The organism is Actinophytocola oryzae (genome assembly GCF_004364325.1).
Taxonomy (GTDB): Bacteria; Actinomycetota; Actinomycetes; order Mycobacteriales; family Pseudonocardiaceae; genus Actinophytocola; species Actinophytocola oryzae.
Map to the genome: position 1 here is coordinate 88,743 of NZ_SOCP01000008.1, position 19,095 is coordinate 107,837.

12 protein-coding genes are annotated in these 19,095 nt (G+C 72.3%); 1 reads left to right on the forward strand and 11 read right to left on the reverse strand.

Annotation, left to right across the window (positions count from 1 at the left end):
* The first annotated feature begins 467 nt into the window (after positions 1–467).
* Positions 468–608 carry a hypothetical protein gene (locus CLV71_RS47850; RefSeq protein WP_166664206.1) on the forward strand — a complete coding sequence of 47 codons (141 nt, stop codon included), beginning with the start codon at positions 468–470 and terminating at the stop codon, positions 606–608.
* Between the two features lie 209 nt (positions 609–817).
* Here the strand turns inward: CLV71_RS47850 and hisS are convergent, their stop codons facing one another.
* Genes hisS through CLV71_RS22120 form a run of 11 tightly spaced genes read right to left on the reverse strand, consistent with a single transcriptional unit; the run spans position 818 to position 19,093 of the window.
* A complete protein-coding gene (gene hisS / locus CLV71_RS22070; protein ID WP_133904738.1) occupies positions 818–2,128 on the reverse strand; it encodes a histidine--tRNA ligase in 1,311 nt (436 codons plus the stop codon).
* A 51-nt stretch (positions 2,129–2,179) separates the two neighbouring features.
* A complete protein-coding gene (locus tag CLV71_RS22075; RefSeq protein WP_133904739.1) occupies positions 2,180–3,889 on the reverse strand; it encodes an AMP-binding protein in 1,710 nt (569 codons plus the stop codon).
* A gap of 2 nt (positions 3,890–3,891) precedes the next feature.
* Positions 3,892–5,442 carry a condensation domain-containing protein gene (locus tag CLV71_RS22080; RefSeq protein ID WP_133904740.1) on the reverse strand — a complete coding sequence of 517 codons (1,551 nt, stop codon included), beginning with the start codon at positions 5,440–5,442 and terminating at the stop codon, positions 3,892–3,894.
* Positions 5,432–7,663 carry a lantibiotic dehydratase gene (locus CLV71_RS22085; protein WP_133904741.1) on the reverse strand — a complete coding sequence of 744 codons (2,232 nt, stop codon included), beginning with the start codon at positions 7,661–7,663 and terminating at the stop codon, positions 5,432–5,434. Before CLV71_RS22085 ends, CLV71_RS22080 begins: the two co-directional genes overlap by 11 nt.
* The gene (locus CLV71_RS22090) at positions 7,660–12,501 is read right to left on the reverse strand and encodes a non-ribosomal peptide synthetase (RefSeq protein ID WP_133904742.1); all 4,842 of its coding nucleotides are present in this window, start codon (positions 12,499–12,501) and stop codon (positions 7,660–7,662) included. Before CLV71_RS22090 ends, CLV71_RS22085 begins: the two co-directional genes overlap by 4 nt.
* 13 nt (positions 12,502–12,514) lie before the next feature.
* Positions 12,515–13,552 carry a MupA/Atu3671 family FMN-dependent luciferase-like monooxygenase gene (locus tag CLV71_RS22095; protein WP_133904743.1) on the reverse strand — a complete coding sequence of 346 codons (1,038 nt, stop codon included), beginning with the start codon at positions 13,550–13,552 and terminating at the stop codon, positions 12,515–12,517.
* A 14-nt stretch (positions 13,553–13,566) separates the two neighbouring features.
* Positions 13,567–14,361, reverse strand: coding sequence for an ABC transporter permease (locus tag CLV71_RS22100; RefSeq protein ID WP_133904744.1), 795 nt, complete (start codon positions 14,359–14,361; stop codon positions 13,567–13,569).
* Between the two features lie 7 nt (positions 14,362–14,368).
* Positions 14,369–15,136 carry an ABC transporter permease gene (locus tag CLV71_RS22105; RefSeq protein ID WP_133904745.1) on the reverse strand — a complete coding sequence of 256 codons (768 nt, stop codon included), beginning with the start codon at positions 15,134–15,136 and terminating at the stop codon, positions 14,369–14,371.
* Entirely contained in the window at positions 15,133–16,077 is a 945-nt protein-coding gene (locus CLV71_RS22110; RefSeq protein WP_133904746.1) for an ABC transporter ATP-binding protein, read from the reverse strand. The genes CLV71_RS22105 and CLV71_RS22110 overlap by 4 nt, the downstream gene beginning before the upstream one ends.
* Positions 16,074–17,933, reverse strand: coding sequence for a hypothetical protein (locus tag CLV71_RS22115; RefSeq protein WP_133904747.1), 1,860 nt, complete (start codon positions 17,931–17,933; stop codon positions 16,074–16,076). The genes CLV71_RS22110 and CLV71_RS22115 overlap by 4 nt, the downstream gene beginning before the upstream one ends.
* Positions 17,930–19,093, reverse strand: a complete 1,164-nt coding sequence (locus tag CLV71_RS22120; protein WP_133904748.1) for a cytochrome P450 — start codon at positions 19,091–19,093, stop codon at positions 17,930–17,932. The genes CLV71_RS22115 and CLV71_RS22120 overlap by 4 nt, the downstream gene beginning before the upstream one ends.
* Positions 19,094–19,095: the final 2 nt, after the last annotated feature.

A 19,095-nucleotide genomic window follows, 5' to 3' on the forward strand; every position in this document is an offset into this window, starting at 1 on the left:
CCACCCGGCACGAGTCGATTGCGATCACTGACGCCGGCGTGGAGGAAAAACGCGAACTTCTGAACATCGCTGGAATTCTCGATGTTGGGGACGAGCAGAGCCTTGCTCTTGCTCTTCGGTCCAGGAAGGGTACTGGACTTGTGTTGTGCAGGCGAGCAAGTGCCTTGTTAGGTGGGAATGACCCAGTCGGAGATTCTGCTTCCCTGGTCGAGCAAAGCACTGTCTGGAGTAGTGGATGAACACGCAGCCGCGTTGCCTCGCCGACGGAGTCGGGTGCTTCGGCGTGCAAGGCGGCTTCCTCGAGCACGGCCGGCCGGTTCGGCGGCGGCTTGCTCGACGGCATTGCGGGTGGCTTGGCCGCCAGGGGCAGTGAAGTAGTCGCGGGGCGGCGATCTTGGCCGGCCAGGTGCGGAAGCGCTCCAGGTCGGACTCCTCGACCTCGATGGCATGTCTCCTACACCCTGCGGGTGCCGGACGGACCGCGTGCGGGGGAGTTCGGCGGGATGCAGGTGATGCTCGTCCGGGCCGGGAAGATCCTCGACTTCCAGAACACCGTCAGGCGACACGATTCGGTGATGGCCGGGATCGCGGGTCATCCGGCGAGCTGACGTTCGCCCACCAGGCAGGCGACAGGTCGGCGACGACCACTGCTCGCGCCGTGGCCGGTGGCGCTGGCCTGGCACGCACTGTTCCAAGTTCGCAAGTGGTTGGTGTCAGAGAGGGATGCACTTGTTGGATCTTGGGGAGATGATCGTGGTCTGCGGCCGTTGGGGTCTCCCGCGAAACACCTGTCGCGCATCTCGCGTGCGTTCACGCTTCAGGGCAGCCACACTGTCGGGTCCGCGGGTACCTGTTCCTCGGTCGCCAGTGCCTTGACCTCGTGTTGGGCGTCGTCGTGGAATGGGGGGAACCATACGTACGGAATTCCCTTGCCGATCGCGTAACGCAGTTGTTTCGCGAGTTTGGCGGTCTGGTGGAACACTTCCGTGTTGATGCCCCGGCCACGCAGTACCGCCGCCACGGCTGTCGCGGCCTGTGTGTCCTGGCCGGGCACCACCACCAGCACCTGGGTCGGACACTTCGGACCGACGGGGAGACGGCCTTCGGTCAGTAGCTTGGCGAAGATCCGCGTCAGTCCGATCGAGACACCGACGCCGGGAAGGCTTCGCCTGGTGAAGGCGCCCGCCAGGTCCGCGTACCGGCCGCCCGAGCAGATACTGCCGTACTTGGGGAACTCGGTGAACGTTCCTTCGTAGACGGTTCCGGTGTAGTAGTCCAGGCCGCGGGCGATCGACAGGTCCGCTTCGACCACGCCGGGTGGCAGGTCACGCAACGCGTCGAGGACGTAGGCCAGCTCCTCCAGGCCCTCGTCCAGGAGTTCGTCGTTCACCCCCAGGTCCCGTACGGCCCGCAGTACGGACGGTGCGTCGCCGCCGCGTAGCTCCGCCAGCCGCAGGCACGACTTCGCCTGGCCGTCCGTCAGTCCCAGCTGGTCGACCAGCATCCGTTCGATCTGCTCGGCGGCCAGTTTGTCCAGCTTGTCCATCACGCGGATCACCGCGACGGGGTCGGGCACGCCAAGCCCCCGGTAGAAGCCCTCCAGCACCTTGCGGTTGTTGACCCGCAGGACAAACTGGCCGATCTCGAGCTCGGTCAGCACCTCGGAGGCGATGCGGAGTACCTCCGCGTCGAAGTGCAGGGGTACGTGGTCGGGGTTGATGACGTCGATGTCGCACTGCGTGAACTCGCGGAACCGGCCCTCCTGCGGGCGCTCGCCGCGCCACACCTTCTGGATCTGGTATCGCTTGAACGGGAACGTGAGGTCGTTGAGGTGCTGCGCGACGTAGCGTGCGAACGGCACGGTGAGGTCGAAGTGCAGGCCCAGCTTGGCCTCGCCGCCGGAGTCGTCCTGGAGGCGGTGGAGGGTGTAGACCTCCTGCGAGGTCTCGCCTTTCTTGAGCAACGCGGACAGGGTCTCGGCCGCGGGCGTCTCGATGGGAGCGAACCCGTAGGACTCGAACTTCTCACGAATCCTGTCGAGCCAACGCAGTTCGACCATCCGCACCTCCGGGAGCCATTCCGGGAACCCGCTGACGGGTGCGGTACGGGTGAACTCGCTGTCTGCCATCGACGATCTCCGTTGTCACATATGAGAATCCGGCCGCAGGAGCCTACCAGTTCAGGGGGTGTGGTCCGTTGCCAGGTCGACGCGCGTCCTCAGCGTCGCGAGGTCGGTCTTTCCGTTGTGGTTGAGCGGAATCGTGTCGACGACGACGATCCGGGAGTACCGCAGGAAGGTCGGGAGCGCGGCTCGGACGGCCTCGACCAGGCCGCCACCGGTGTCCGGCTCGGCGACCACGAACACGACCAGACGCCGTTCCCCGGGGTCGGCGACCGCGGTCACGACACCGGGCACCGCCCGCACGGTGGCCTCGACGTCACCGAGCTCGACCCGCGCCCCGGAGATCTTCACCTGGCGGTCCCGCCGTCCGACGAACTCGAGCCGACCGTCGGCGCGCTCGCGGACGATGTCCCCGGTGCGGTAGACGGTCTCCCCGGCGTCGGAGTGGGGGTTGGGCACGAAGCGTTCCCGCGTGGCGTGGAGGTCGCCGACGTAACCGAGCCCGACACCGGTCCCACCTATCCACAGCTCGCCTTCGGTGCCGGGTGGCAGCGGTGACCCGGACTCGGACACCACGAGGTGGTGGTTGAACGGCAGGGGCAGCCCGATCGGCGGGAGCTCGTCGCCACCCGGCTCCACCCAGCCAGCCGTCGCCACGATGGTGCACTCGGTCGGCCCGTACTGGTTCAGGACCCGGAACGGCAGCTCGGACGGCACGGCGTGCAGGCGGTCGCCGCCGGTGCCCAGCGCACGCAGTGCCGCGGTCGGCGGCCACGGCGCCCGCATCACCAGCTCGGCCATCGGCGTCGGCGAGAAGCAGTACTCGACCTGCCTGTCGGCGAGCCACTCGACCAGTTCGAACGGGTCGAGCCTGGCGTCGTGCGGGGCGACGCACACCCGGGCGCCCGCGGCGAGGGCGGGCCAGACCTCGAGCGCCGACGCGTCGAACGACACGCTGGCCACCTGGCTGACCACCGTGCCGTGTGTGAGTCCGACGGTCCGCGCGACCCACCGGCACAGCGACCACAGCGAACTCCGCCCGACGACGGCGCCGCGCGGCACCCCCGTGCTGCCCGACGTGAACATCACGTACGCGGGCGTCTCCACGGCTGACTCGCCGCTCCCGCCGACTCGGCCGTGGACGAGGTCCGCCCACGGCACCACGCGCGGGCCGGGGAGGTCGGGCATCCCGTCGCCGACGTCGATGACGACCCGGCACGACGCCTGGCGGACCATCCGCAGCAGCCGGTCCGCGGGCTGGCGGGCATCCAGCGGCAGGTAGGCGCAGTTCGCGCCCATCACCGCGGCGGCGGCGGCGAAGAACCGCGCGGACGCCGTGCCCACGATGCCGACGACCCCGTCGAGGCCGCTCGCCGCACGGGCCAGCTCGGCCAGCCGCGCGTAGGTGAACGACTCCCGGTCGTCCTCGATGGCGACCGCGCTGCCGCGTTCCTCGGCCAGGCGCCGGATCGCGTGCGTCACGCAGTCGCCACCCGGCGTCGGCACCGCCACCTCGCCGACCAGCTCCCGGAGACGCTCGACGAACACCGTCCACACCGCCCAGAGCGCGGCCGCGTCGGCGTCTGCCAGTGCCACGGTCACCCGGTCCGGAGCGGCGCGCTCCACGATCGTGAACGACGGTCGGGTGCCGTCGACGCACGCGGTGACGGCATGCGCGAAGGCGGTCGAGAGGATCTCCTGGTCGCCGTGCGCGAGGCAGGCGCCCGCGAGACGACGTGGCAGCGGGAGCCGCAGCGCACCGGTCATCGTCAGCTCCCGGACCCGACGCGGACGCGGCTCGCCACCAGTCCCGCAAGGCGGTTCACCGTCGGATGCGCGAAGACGTCCCTGACCTTCACCGGGAGCCCGGCCGTGCGCAGCGACGCGACCACCCGTGCCGCCGACACCGAGCTGACCCCGGCGTCGAACACGTCGGTGTCCCGGCCGACGTCGTACCCGACCACGTCGCGTACCGCGGTCGCGATCGTCGCGGCGAGGCCCTCGTCCCGGACCGGTGCGGTCACCGGGGAGCGCGGCGTCCGGGCGACGGTCGGTGCGACGCCGTCGACCTCGGCGACGCGTGCCGCGGTGTCGCCGCCGAGGGCCGCGAGCACCGCGGCGAAGGCGTCGAGCAGGGCGGCGCCCTGAGCCCGGCTGCCCGTCGAGGCGTGCTGGAACAGGTCGAGCGTGCCGTGCTCGCTCCCGAGGGTGACGTCGACGTGCATGGCCTGGGCGGGGAGCGCGCCGCCGGGAAGCACCCGGTCGGCGCCACCGCTGTCGTGCCGCAGGGCCAGGGTGGTGCCGAAGTAGGACGTCGCGGCGAAGGTGACCCGGGAACGGGGGAGCCCGGCCAGCTCGGGTATCCGCCACAGCGGGACGTACTTGTGCCGGTTCAGTTCGAGGACGTTCGACCGCACCCGCCGCACGATCTCGGCCAGCGTGTCCTCGTCCGCCGCCGCCGTCACCGACGGCAGCACGTTCAGGTACAGGCCGACCGCGTCGAAGCCCACGTCGACGTGGTCACGCAGCGACAGCGGGATCCCCACCGGGACGACGGTGCCCGGCCGTGCACGCTGGTTGACGACGACGAGCGCGGCCTGGGCGAGGATGGTCGGGGTCACCCGCAGCGCCCGGGCGGTCGCGTGGATCCCGGCGACGGTCGCCGCCGCCAGCTCGAGCCGCAGCGACTCGCTCTCGGGCGGGTCCTGGTCCGCCGTGCCGTCCACGAGCGCCGTGAACGGCTCGGGGCGGACGAGCTGACGGCGCCAGTACTCCCGTTCGCTCTCGCCGTCACCCGAGGCCGCGTCGGACAACGCGTGCGCAGCCCGGACATAGGCGTCGGTGTCGTCGGCGCCCGCGTGGCCGCCGACCACGCGCCGGGCCTCCTCACCCAGCAGCGCGAGCGAGTGCTCGTCGACCAGCGCGTGGTGGAGGTGGAGGAAGAGCCTGCCGCGGCCGTCGTCCGCGCGGGCGAAGCTCGCCATGACCGGCGTGTCCCCGAACACGTCCGGGACCTCCGGGAAGTGGTCCGGCACGGTCGCGCCTGCCTCGTTCCGCGCGGGCAGCCGTCGGCAGCGCTCCGGCAGGTCGGCGAACGCGCGGACGCGTTGCCGGACCCGGTCGCCGTCGTCGACGAACCGCACCCGCAGGTTGGCGCGGGTCCGCAACAACGTCTCCCACACGTGCTGCGCGCGTGCGTGGTCGACACCGGCCCCGAGGTCGATCGCGTGCCCCCGGAAGCCCGTGCGGGGGTCGACGGAGATCTGGGTGCCGAGCAGCTGGGTCCGCTGCGCGGGGGTGACGTCGAGGTCAACGGTCATGGCGGTCTCCGTTCGCCTGCACGGGTTCCTGGGCGAGCGCCACGATCCGGAGCTCGGCGGTGTAGTGGTCACCGGCGGCGTCGGTGAGCCAGAGCTCGTCGGTGTCGGGCAGCATCTCGGTGAGCGTCACCCGGTCCGCGCCCCGGACGGCCTTGGCCATGCGCTCGCACAGGACGATGGCGCCGAAGTCGACGAAGATGGGCTTGGTCAGTGCCGGCACGCGGTAGAAGGCCCGCATCGGGAGGCCGTGGTCGAGTCGCCACCGTTGGGCGAGCCGGAACCGCTCGGCCGGGTCCCTGCGCCGGACCCACTCGACGTCGGTCGCGTCGAACCGCCAGGACTCACGGTGCATCACCAGCCGGTCGATCGTGACGCGCGGGTGGTGCGCCGCCGCGCCCAGGGGCCGGAAGGCGTTGACGACCGCGAAGGAGAGCTGTTCGCCGAGCACCTCGAACAGGTCCAGCTCCCGTGCGCCGGACCGCACGACCAGGCGGTCGCCTGCCCGGTGCACGGTCATGTCGGCCGAGGGCAGCACCGGGCCCGGCGCTCCCGTGGAGTCGTCGTGCAGGCACCAGTAGGTGTAGTCGGTGGACAGCAGGGGCGGGTAGGTGCGTGAGTTCACCCGCGGCCACTGTTTCGTCGGCACCGCGAAGGTCCGCCTGCCCGCGTGGTCCGCGTCGATCGCGGCCATCAGCCGGTCGGGGTCGTCGTGGTGGAGCAGGAACACCCGGTTCTCGACGGTGTTGTTCGCGATGTGCAGCTCGCCGAGCACCACGTCGCCCCCGGCCGTGAGCAGGATGTCGGGGCAGTGGTGCCGGGCCGCCGACCAGGGCGCCGGGAGCGGCGGGAACTCGTGGCGGACGAGGTCCGCGATGTCCTCGGCGCGGAGGTGGTGGCGACGCGCGCCGTCGGGGACGGCGAGGACGCGGGCCCACTTCTCCTGGAACTCGGCCACGGCCCGTGCCACCGGACGCAGCGGGGTGGACCGGACGAACAGGTGCGGCGTCGCCATGCCGAGGAACCGCGCGAGCGGCACCGCGTCACCGCCGCACCGCAGGAAGACGTCGAGGAAGACCTCCGCGTAGTGGTCACCGATCCGGCCGACCAGCCAGCGGGCACTGTCGAGGACCAGGCCCAGCGGCGCCGACAGCGTCTCCAGCAGCGGGGCGCCCAGCTCGACGTCGACGTCGCGGCGGGACTCCGGGTAGACCAGGGTCCGTCCGGCGTAGGTCATCCCGTCCCTGCGGGTGGGGGCCTCCCCGGTGAGCCTGCGGAAGGTCTCGTCCAGGTCGTTCATCGCCCGCGCCAGCGCGGTCGCGTCACCGGCCGCCGCCGCCACCCGATCCCGGGCCGCGACCAGCTCGTCCAGCGCACCGAGCGTGCGGGCCGCCGTGGGGGCGTCCCCGATGGCGGCCAGCCTGGCCCGCAACGTCCGCTCGGGCCACGACTCGGACGGGCCCTCCAGCCCGAGGTGGACCACGCCCTCGTCCCGCCACCGGTCCAGAGCGTCGAGCACCTCACCCGGCGGACGCGACAGGACCCTGGCGATCTCGAGCACCGGTGACGTCCCGTCGCAGCGGGCGAGGAGCACCTTGTCCGCTTCGCCGAGGGCGAGCGGCGGGCCGTGGGGGCGGACCAGCTCGGTGCCGTTCACCACGCACGACGCGACGACGCGTGGGCGAAGCCACGGCCGCACGCCGGGATCCGCCGCCAGCACCCGCGCGAGCGCGTCGATCGCCCACACCTCGAAGTGGACGTGCAGCCAGCTCGACAGGCCCTCGCCGACACGGGTGACCAGTGGCCGGGCGCCCTCGGTCCAGCGTGCCCAGACGACCGGGCCGAAGAAGCCGATGGAGTCGTTCTTGAGGCAGTACCGCTGGAGGTAGTTGGCGATGGTGAGCAGCTGTTCGCGCCGCAGCCCGTGGTTGTCCGGGTCCAGGGTCGGCACCCGGTGCAGCCAGTTCCGTGCCAGGCGGGGGTTCTGCCAGGTGACGGCCTCGAGGAACCGGTCGTCGACCGAGCCGACCAGTGCCGCCTCCGCACGCTTCCGTTCCCGCGCGAACGCGGTGGCGAAGTCGGTGTCGCCGCGTTCGGCCCGTGCCACCAGGTCCGGGCCGCGGAGGCCGGACACGCGGTGCGCGGGGAAGCCCGCGCTGCGCAGCACCGAGTCCCGCCAGATCCGCCAGCCGGTCTCGCCCAGCGGCACCAGGTGGTCGCTCACGGACGAGCCCCCAGTGCGGCGGCCTGCTCCCGCACGGTCGGGTGTTCGAAGACCAGGTCCAGGTCGGCGGGCACGTTCAGCTCCCGGTGGATGAGCGAGATCAGCCGCAGTGCCAGCAGGGAATGTCCACCGAGGCTGAAGAAGTCGTCGTCGAGCCCGACCTCGTCGCACCGCAGCACCTGGGCCCAGACCGCGGCGAGCCGGGACTCCAGCGCGTTCTCGTCGCGGTTCCCGGCATCGCGTGGCCCGCTGGGCGCCGGGTCCGGCAACGCGGCGCGGTCCAGCTTCCCGTTGGCCGACAGGGGCAGTGCCGCGAGCGGCACGAACACCGGCGGGACCATGTACCCGGGCAGCCGCGTGGCGAGGTGTGCCCTGGCCGCGTCCGCCGAGAAGCCGTCACCCACGACGTAGCCGACCAGCCGGGCGGGGTCCCCGCGCAGCTCGACGGCGCAGTCGCGCACGCCTGCGCAGCCACGCAGCACGTGCTCGATCTCGCCGGGCTCGATCCGGTAGCCACGCAGCTTGAGCTGGCGGTCGCCACGACGCAGGAACTCCAGCTCGCCGTCCGGTCGCAGCCGGACGAGGTCACCGGTCCGGTAGTAGCGCCCGTCCGGCGAGGCGACGAAACGCTCCCGCGTCGACGACTCCGACGTGTAGCCGAGCGCCAGGCCCACGCCGCCGACGTGGAGCTCGCCCGGCAGACCGACCGCGACCGGCCTGCCTGCCGCGTCCAGGACGCGGAGCACCGTGCCGCGCAGCGGCCGACCGATCGGCACCACCGCCTCGTGCCCCCGCACCCGGTACGCGGTCGACCAGATCGTGGTCTCCGTCGGCCCGTAGAGGTTCCAGCAGTCGCTCGCCCGGTCGGCGAGGGCACCGGCGAGGTCCGGTGGCATCGCCTCGCCGCCGCACAGGGCGACGAACCGGCCGTCGGCCCGCCACCCCGACTCGACGACCATGCGCCAGGTGGTCGGCGTCGCCTGCATGACGGTCGCCGCGCGTTCGGTCAGCATCGCCGCGAGCCGAACCCCGTCGGCGACCGTCTCCTCGGGTGCCACCACCAGGCGCGCCCCGGTCACGAGGGGCAGGAAGATCTCCAGTGCCGCGATGTCGAACGCCGTCGTGGTCACCGCGAGCAGGGTGTCGGCCGAGGTGGTCCCGGTCAGGTCGCGCATCGCCAGCAGGAGGTTGGCCAGTGCCGTGTGCGGCACCCGGACACCCTTGGGCGTCCCGGTGGTTCCGGAGGTGTAGAGCACGTAGGCCAGCTCGGGGGACTCGGGCAGTGCCGTCCGAGGGGCGGCTCCCTCGACGGGGACCACCGGACGGGGCGCGAAGGCGCCGGCCAGCTCGGGCTCGGTGACCACCAGGCGCACGTCGGCGTCGGCCAGCATCAGCTCGTGGCGTGCCGCAGGGTGGCGGTGGTCCAGCGGCACGTACGCCGCGCCGCTCAACAGGACACCCAGGAGCGCCACGGGAAGCCGGTGGGTGCGCCGCACGCACACGCCGACCCGGTCGCCGACCCCCACACCGGCCTCGACCAGCCGGCAGGCCAGCGCGCGTGCGGCCGCGTCCAGCTCGGCGAAGGTCAGAGTGGCGTCGTCGCTCTCGACCGCGACGGCGTCCGGTCGTGTCGCCACCTGCCGCGCGAACAACCGCGGGACGTCCTCGCCGTGGGGAGGGGCCGGCGCCGTGAGCGCGGTGAGCGCGTGCCGGTCGGTCTCCGTCAGCATCGACAGCTCGCCGACCGGTTCGTCCGGCGTGGCCACGGCCGCGGCCAGGAGCTGCTGGAAGTGATCCGCCATCACGGTGGCGGTCCCCTCGGTGAGCAGGTCGGTGTTGTACTCCCACATCAGGGTCAGGTGGTCGCCGTCGGACAGCTCTCCGGCACGCCGCTGTTCTGCCCTCGGGATGACCACGACGTTGAGGTCGAACTTCGCGCTCCCGTTGTTCCGTTCGGTCAGCACGCCGTGCACGCCCGGCCACCGCAGCGCGGGCATCGGCGAGTCGTGGAAGCTGAAACACGTCTGCACCAACGGGTTCCTGCTCGGGTCGCGGTCGGGGGCCAACTCGCGCACCACGTCGTTGAACGGCGCGTCCTGGTGCTCCAGCGCCTCCACGACGGTCCCCCGGACGGCGCCGAGCAGCTCCCGGAACGACAGGTCGTCGGTGACGGTCGTGCGCAACGCGACCATGTTGACCAGCATGCCGATGAGGCCCTCGGTCTCCTCCCGTTCGCGGTTGGCCATCCAGGAGCCGACGCACAGGTCGTCCGCGCCGCTGTAGCGGTGCATCAGGACCGTGAACGCCGCGAACATGGTGGCGAACAGCGAGGTGCCTTCCGCGGCGCTGAACTCCCGCAGCCGTGCGTACAGGTCGGTCGACAGGGACACGCGCAGCGCCGAGCCGTCGAAGGTCTGCCTCGGCGGACGCGGCCCGGCGACCAGCAGGTCGAACGGGCGAACGCCGGCGAGCCTGCGCCGCCAGTAGGACAGGACCTCCTCCCGCCGACCTGCCGCGTACCGGTCGCGTTGCCACACGGCGAAGTCGCCGAACTGGATGAGCGGGCGCGGCAACGACGCCTCGGTACCGCCTGCCGCCGCGACGTAGTGCTCCTCGATCTCCCGCCACAGCACGGCGAGCGACCACCCGTCGTGCACGAGGTGGTGCTCGGTGTGGAGCAGCACCCACTCCTCGTCCGCCACCCGGTACAGCCGCCACCGGACGAGTGGACCGCGCCGGAGGTCGAACGACCGCCCGAGCTCCGCGGCGATCCGGTCGGTGAGGCGAGCGGGCGCCCGGCGCAGGTCCTCGACGGGCAGGGGCACCGCCACCGGGTCGTGGACGATCTGCACCACCGAACCGTCGATCTCCTCGAAGGTCGTGCGCAGGATCTCGTGCCTGGCCACCACCTCCGTCAGCGCCGCGCGCAACAGCTCCGGCCGCAGCCCGCCGTGGAACCGGACGTCGCACTGGAAGTGGTAGGCCCGGTTGCCGTCGGCGAGCCTGTCGAGGAACCACACCTGTTCCTGCCCGAACGACACCGGCGCGGGCGTCGCGCGTGCGGGGTCGTGGCGGATCGCCGCCTGTGCCGGTTTGTCCTGAGTGGACAGGAAGGCCGCCATCGCTGCCACGGTCGGGTGGGTGAACGGCAGCGTCATGGGGATGTCGGTGTGGCACAACCGGCGCAGCCGGGCGACGAACTGCGCGGCCACCAGCGAGTTGCCGCCCAGCTCGAAGAACGACGCCGTACGGCTGGGTATCGGCCCGGCCAGCAGGTCGCACAGCACCTCGGCCACGCGTCGCTCCAGGCCGGGCCTTGGCGGCTCGCCGTCCGCGTGCCCCGCCCCGGCCTGTGCGGCGAGTGCCGCTCGGTCGACCTTTCCGTTCCCCGTCAACGGGAAGGCGTCCAGAAGACGCACGGCGTCGGGAACCATGTACCTCGGGAGAAGCTCGCGGGCCTCGGCGAGGACGACCTCGGCAACCGGCCGCGCACCAGGCCGCGGGGTGAGGAACGCGGTCAACCCGGTCAGGCTCTGCGCGGGCCCGGTAGCGACGACCACCGCGTCGCCGACCGCCGTGCACGACCGCAGCACGGCCTCGACCTCACCCAGCTCGACGCGGAAGCCGCGAACCTTCACCTGGTGGTCGGCGCGGCCGAGGAACTCGATGGCGCCGTCGGCCATGAGCCGCCCCCGGTCGCCCGTCCGGTACATCCGCTCCCCGGACACCGGGTGGGTGACGAACGACGCCGCGGTCAGCTCGGGGGCCCGCCAGTAGCCGCGGGCGACACCGCGCCCGGTTATGAACAGCTCGCCCTCGGTCGCCGGGCGCAGCCCGTCGTCGAGCACCAGGCAACCCTGACCGGTCAGCGGCCTGCCGTAGGGGATGGAGGTCCACTCGGGATCGACGTGGTCGACCACGTGGAAGACCGAGCAGATCGACGCCTCGGTCGCACCGCCGATGTTGACCATCGTGAGGTCCGGGAAGTACACCCGTGCCCGGTCGGGCAGGTCGAGCGGGATCCAGTCACCGCCGAGGAAGGCGAGCCGCACGGGACTCGGCGCGGCGCCCGCCGTCTCCTCGAGCCACGACACCAGCATGGCCAGCAGCGCCGGGACCGTGTTCCACACCGTCACGCCGTTGGCGTGCATCAGCTCGACCCAGTGGCCGGGGTCCAGCGCGCCCTCCGGGTCGGGCAGCACCACCGCTGCCCCGGCGGCGAGCATGCCGAAGATGTCGTACACCGACATGTCGAAGCTCAGCGCCGACAATCCGAGTACGGCGTCGCCGGGGCCGACATCGAACCGCTCGTCGAGGTCGAGCACGGTGTTCACCACGCCGGCGTGCTCGAGCATCACCCCCTTCGGCTCGCCGGTCGAGCCGGACGTGAACAGCACGTACGCGAGGTCCGCCTGCGTCGAGGTGCCTGCCGGCGCGGCGACGACCTGTTCGTCTGTCACGGCCAGGACGTGCACGCCGTCGAGATCGGGGACGGTCAGCCAGTCCTGGGTCAGGACGCACCGGCACTCGCCGCGTGCCGCCAACCCGCGGAACCGGGCGGGTGGCAGGTCCGGGTCGATCGGCAGGTAGGCCGCGCCGGCCTTGAGCACCGCCAGCACGGCGACGACCTGTTCCCACCCCTTGCGCATCGCGACGCCGACCAGCTCGTCCCGTTCGACGCCCAGGTGGTGCAGGCGTGCGGCGGTCGCGTTCGCGAGGCGGTCGAGCTCGGCGTAGGTGAGCGTCCTGCTCGTGGTCACGACCGCGCGCGCGTCCGGCCACCGCCGCGCGGCCCGCTCGACCAGTCGGTGCAGGAGGGATTCGTCACCAGTGTTCATGGCACCTCTCCGATCAGCGGAATTCCGCGACGAGTGCCGCGAGGTGTTCGAGTCCTTTCAGGACCGACGGCCGGTCGACCCCGAAGTCGATGAGGCAGGCGATCTCGTCGATGCCCGAGTCCGCGAGCAGCTGTGCCGTCCGCCGCGCCGAGTCCGGCGAGCCGAACAACCCGCTGTCGCGCGAGTAGCGGTCGAAGGAACGGCGGACGAGCGCGTCCCGGTCGCTCTCGGAGAGCGTGTCGACGTCTCCGAGGGTCGGGCCCGAGCGGGCGATGAGGTCGACCGAGCTGGCCAGGTAACGCGAGAACGGCTCCCTGATCCGCGCACGCACCTCGTCGTCGGAATCGCCGAGGAAGGTGTGGAGCATCAGCGTCACGTGGCCCGCTGCGCCGTCGTGGGCCACACGGGCCTCGCGGTAGACCTGGATGTTGCGCCGCAGCGAGTCGAGGTTCTGGCCGAGGAGGTGGGTGAGCACGTTGCCGCCCAGCTCGCCCGCGGTGCGGAAGGTCTCCGTGCTGCCGGAGCTGGTGATCCAGAACGGCAGCTCCGGCTGCACCGGGGCGGGGAGGACGCGGATGGCCGTCCGTTCCCCGGCGCCGTCGACGCGTTCGACGCTCTCGCCGCGCCACAGGCGCCGCACCGTGTCCACGTGCTCGGCGAGCAGCGCGCGGCGGTTTCGGTACGCCTGCGGGGGATCGGCGCACAGCGCGAAGTCGACCGCGTGCCAGCCGGACGCGAACGCGAGCGCGACCCGTCCGCCGGACAGGTTGTCGATCATCGACCATTCCTCGGCGACCCGGATCGGGTCGTGCAGCGGCAGGACGACGCTGCCCGCGCGCACCTCGACCCGGCGGGTGACCGCGGCGACCGCGGCGCCGGTGACCGCCGGACTCGGGTACAGGCCGCCGAACCGGTGGAAGTGGCGTTCCGGCGTCCACACCGCGCGGAAGCCGGCGTCGTCGGCGAACCGCGCCCCGTCCAGGAGCAGGTCATAACAACCGGTCGGCGACGCCGAGGCGTCGTCCGCGAAATAGAAGAGACTGATGTCCACTGTGTACTCCGTGTTCAGGAGGCGAAGTCGATCGTGCCCGCCCTGCGGCCCCGGTACATGGCCACCCGGAAGGCGAGGAGGCTCGCGCCGAGCCAGCAGGCGCCCGCGACGAGGGCGAGGACGGCGTGCACGGTCACGTCGAGGAAGGGGGCGCCGTCGGCCACACCGCGCAACGCACGCAGGGAGTGCGTCAACGGCACTGTTTCCGCGATGGCGCCGACCCAACCCGGCCAGTAGCCGACCGGCACCTGGACGCCGCAGATCACCATCATCGTCAGGTAGGCGACATTGCTCGTGATGTTGCGCACCTGACCGAACCACAGCACCACCGCGGCGAGGACGAGGCCGAGGCAGTAGGTGGTGAACGCGGTGACGACGACCACGGCGACGACCGGCAGGACCTGGGCGGGCGACCACGTCACCCCGAACAGCGGTCCGAGTGCGAACAGGGACACCAGCGAGGTGGCGGTCCCGCTGACCGGCCACTGCAGGCTGCGCCCGAAGAACACCCACCCGACACCACTCGGCGCAGCGGCCAGCAGTCCGAGCGTGCCTGCGGCACGCTCCCACGCGCTGGACGGGATGACGAGCAGACACTCGATCACGCACGCCATCAACGAGTTCCCCAGCACGAGGAACCTCGTCGCGCCAGGATCGCCGAGCAGGTGGCCCAGGAACGTGAAGAACGTGACCTGCGCCAGCATCCGGCCCAACCAGCCGAACGTCCACGTCTTCCACGTGTAGATCACCCGCAGGTCGGCGAACGCGTTCGCCGCGCTGCACCGCACCACCCGGACCGCAGTTCGCATCGTCGCCTCACGTCTGGGGGAGTGTGCCGTCGTGACGCACCCGGAGCAGGACCCGCCGCAGCAGGAGGACGCCGACCGCGTACGCGGCCGCGCCGAGCAGCGCGACGACCGCCAGCCGGGGCGCCACCCACGCGACGGGTGGGCTCGCGAGTCCGTCCCGCAACAGGTCCGAGCTCCAGGACAGGAAGATCACCCTGCTGGCCGGACGCAGCCACTCCGGCAGCTCGGCAGCAGGCACCAGTACCCCGCCGAGGAGGTAGAACGGGTAGCTCAGCGTGTTCTGGAGAATCCGTGCCGACGGCGCCAGCACGAACAGGGGAGTGAGCACGCTCGCCGTACCCGCCATCGCCGCCGCGCTCACCAGCAGGCAGGCGAGCAGGACCACCGGGTGCGCCGGTGAGATCCAGAGGCCGAACACGAGCCCGGCCGTGAGCCACGCCTCGGCCATCGCGAGCAGTCCGAGGCCGACGACCGCGCACAGCCTGCCGGTGACGATCGTCGAGAACGACGCGGGCGTGGCGACGAGTGCTTCGAGGGTGCCCTGCGCGCGCTCGTCGGTGATCATCTCGCCCGCGCTGAACAGGGTGATCGTCCACAGCGCCATCAGCGTGGGCGCCACCACGGCGTACGGGGCCAGGTCGACGCGTCCGGAGTGGTCGGCGATCGCGAGGATGACCACCGTGAGGAACGGGGTGGTGAGCCACGCCTGCAGGGTGTCCGGCGACCGCCACGCCTTGCGCAGCTGGAAACCGAACGCGGCCAGGAACAGTCTCATGCCCGCACCGCCAGACCCCGGCCGCCGTAGGTGCGGAGGTACACCTCGTCCAGCGTGGGCCTTCCGGTGCGCAGTCGCGTCACGCCTGCCCGGACGAGCACGTCCAGCACCGCGCTGGTCGCCGCCGTCGTCGCGCACTCGAGACGCAGCCATCCGTCGTCGGCCGGGTCCGCCGCACGCACGCCGGGCAGCTCGCACAGGTCCGCCAGCACGTCCGGCGGCACGCCGTCCGCCTCGACCCGTTCGTGCCCCGTCACCAGCCTGCCGAGGTCGTCCGGGTGTTCGGTCGCGAGGACCTCGCCCCTGTCCAGCAACGTGACCCGGTCGCACAACGCCGTCGCCTCGGCCATGTCGTGCGTGGCGAGGAGGATGGTGCTCCCACCGCGCCGAAGCGCACGCACGAGCTCGCGGAACTCACGGGTGGCCACCGGATCCAGCCCGGCGGTCGGCTCGTCGAGGATGAGCACCGGTGGTTCCGCGACGAGGCCGCGTGCCAGGTGCAGCCGCTGCTTCATCCCCCGGGAGAAGGTGTCGACCCGTTCGGCCGCACGCTCGTCGAGACCGACCACCGACAGCACCGCGTCGACCCGCTCGCGCGCCCTGCGCCCGGACAACCCGTAGAGCGCAGCCCAGAAGGACAGGTTCTGCCTGGCGGTGAGCCGTCCGTACAGGCCGCGGTCCCCGCCGAAGACGACGGCGAGCTTCCGCTTCACCGCCGCTGCCTGCGTCACCACGTCACTGCCGAGCACCGTCGCCGTACCCGACGTCGGGGCGAGCACAGTGGACAGGATCCGGCACAGCGTCGTCTTGCCCGCCCCGTTCGGGCCGAGCAGGCCGTGCACCTCGCCGACCGGGATGGTCAGCGAGAGGTCCGACAGCGCGTTCCCGGAGTCCCCGCGCCCGTACCGGCGGCTCAGCCGGATGACGTCGACCGCGTTCATCGGTCACTCCTCGCGTCCGTGGTGGAGTCCTCGGTCAGGCACAGGTGTCCGCTCATCGCGGTCAGCACGCCGTCGCTCAGCGAGAGGAAGGCCATCTCGTGTTCGTCCGGGCGGACGTTCGCCGAGGTGACCAGGACCGGCCAGCGGATCGGGCGTGCTTCGCCACCCGCCAGCCAGACCCGTTGCCGGCTCGGTCCCGGCAGCTCGTGGTAGTCCCCGGCGACGAACGCGAACCCGACCGCGCAGTCGACCGGTTCGGTGCCGTGGTTGGCGACGACCGCGCTCACGTCCACCGGCACCGCCCGCCCGGTCCAGACCGCCTCCTCGACCGGCCGCAGGTGGGGACCGTCGCCGGTGGACTGGAACACGGGACCGCAGCGCCGGCACTGCACGACCCGGACGACCAGGTCCGGGTCGACCAGGTGGGTGAGCCGGACCTCGGTCGCGCGCCCCGGCCCGCAGTGCGGACAGGCGCACGGCTCGCTCGATGTCAGGCGCAGTGCGGACATCAGGCCGCCCTGGAACTGCCACCAGCTGTCGTGCACCTTCCGCGTCAGCTCGCCGAGCAGCTCCTCCTGCGCCTGCGCGAAGGCGACCGCCGTCTCCTCCAGGACGGTCTCGCTGACGGTGTCGTGTTGTCCCGTCAGGTTCCGCACCCGGTCGCGGAGCGCGGCCACGGCCGTGGTGTCCAGGTCGAACCAGCGCAGCCGTTCCAGCCGGGGGAGCACCGTCGAGTTCCAGTGCCGCAGCGCCCGCAGGACCGGCGAGTCGGCCACGGGCGCGGCGCTCGGCGCCCGGGGCGGCGCCGGGCCGGCCAGCACCAGGGCGGGATCGCCGAGCAGACCGAACGCCGCGAGCTCACCCCAGAGCCGGTGTCCTCGGACGTTGAGCCGGTGCAGCACGTCCCCGAGCGGGATCCCCTCGCTCATCGCCGCCTCGAACTCGTGGCGCAGCGACACGTGCGCGGTGTGCCTGCCCAACGCGCCGAGCACGGCGACGCCGCTGCCGGACAGGAACCCGAGACCGAGCCCCACCGCGCCGGGGAACACCGCGTTGCCGACGGCCACCGCCGAACAGCTCTGCGCGAACACCAGCCGGGCGTCGAGGTCGGCGACCGGCAGCCGCTGGTGCGGCTCGAGGTCGGGCCGGAAACAGCCGCCGCCCCGCAGGCAGGACGGCCCGCGCCGGCCGTCCGCCAACACCGGGAGCGGGGCGCCCAGGTGGTCGGAGCGGCCGCAGAGGACGCCGTCCGGCAGGCTCGCCGCGCATTCCCGGCCGTGGGTGCGCAGGACCAGCGTCCGGATCGAGCCGTGGCGCAGCTCGTCGAGCTCGTCGAGCGCGGTCGCGTCCGCCTGCCCGGCGTCCGCCATGGAGTGGTGCGTCACCAGCAGGTCACGACCCGGCTCGAACGCGTCGACCGTCAGGGTGCGGTAGACGAGGCAGAGCAGGGACCCGGTGTCCCTCGCGGTGACCACGCCCACCCGCCCCGCCCACGCCCCCGGCCAGTCCCGAGCCTCGGCGAGGTCGTCCACGAGCCCGACCACGGCGACCGGGACCGCCGCGTGACGGCGGACGTGTTCGGCGAGCGCCCCGGCGGCGACGTGCTCGTGTGGTCGGTGCGTGGCGGACCCGAGCAGCCGGCCTGCCGCCCGCGCCGCCCCGCCGCCGACCGAGACGACGACGCCTTCCGCCGACCACTCGCGTGCGCGGGGCCACTCGCGCACACCGTGTGCGGCGAGCACGTCGCGGTAGCGGTTCACCGCGACGCCCGCCAGCAGTGGGAACTCCTCGCCCGCCGACCACGACCGGGACCGCCGCTCGACGTCGTCCTGATCGGCGCACTCGATGACGTTCACAGCCACACCGCCAGCCGCTGCCAGGTGGTCGCACCGAAGGCCGGGGTGCGGGTGGCCTCGACCACGCGTGGCCTGCGCCCGGCCGACCAGCGCAGCACGGCACCGATGCTCTCCCGCAGCAGGACGCGCGCGAGGCTCGCGCCGAGGCAGTAGTGGCCGCCGAGGCCGAACGCCAGGTGCGGCGGCCCCGGACGGCCCGGCCGGAACGCGTCGGGGTCCTCGTAGACGGCCGGATCCCGGTTGGCCGCCGCGATGACGAGTACGACCCGTGCTCCCTCGGGCACCGTGTGCCCGCCGATGCGGAGCTCGGCGGTCGCCGTGCGCGGCACGAAGTGGAAGGGCGCGTCGAACCGCAGCGCCTCCTCGACGATCGCGTCCACGTCTCCGTGCTCGGTGTCCGAACCCAGCAGGAGGTGCATCGCCGTGGTCAGCGTGCTGGCGACCGGGTCGATGCCACCGGTCAGCAGCTGCGTGAACAACGCCAGCGCGGAGTGGTGGTCGAGCCCGATCATGCCGCGCAACGGCGCCAGGCGGTCGTCTTCGGCCAACCGGGGCGACACCACCGTTCGCCAGTACTCGTCGAGCTTCTCCACCGCCTCGGCCGCGACCGCCGTGCGTGCGGGCTCGGCCGAGGGGGTGGCCAGGAAGCCGATGAGATCCGCCGACCACCCGCGCACCAGGTGTTCGTCCCGCACCGGCACGCCGAGCACCGCGCAGGTCAGCCGCGTCGCGATCACCGTGCTGACGCGGTCCACCTCGACCACGTCACCATCCGCGGTGGGCAGTGCCTGCTCGGTGACGGACCGGGCGCACTCCGCCCACGCCCGCGCCGCGCGGGGCAGGAAGCCGTCGGCGACAGCGTCGCGCAACCGGGTCTGGTGCGGCGGGTCGCTGAACACCATCCAGCTGTCGAACAGCTCGACCAACCGGCGCAGCCGCGCCGAGGCCGCCACGTCCCGTGCCGCGGCGTGGCCGCTGAGGCGGGCCGACAGCGTGCGCTCCCGGAGCAGGTCCGTCACGAGCGCGTAGGACGTCACGTACCAGCTCGCGGTCGGGGCGTGCCACTGGATCGGGTCCCGCTCCCGCATGCGGGCGAACACGGTGTGCGGGTCGCGTGCCGCCTGGTCGGCGAACGAGTCCGCGTGGATCTGCCCGGTCATGC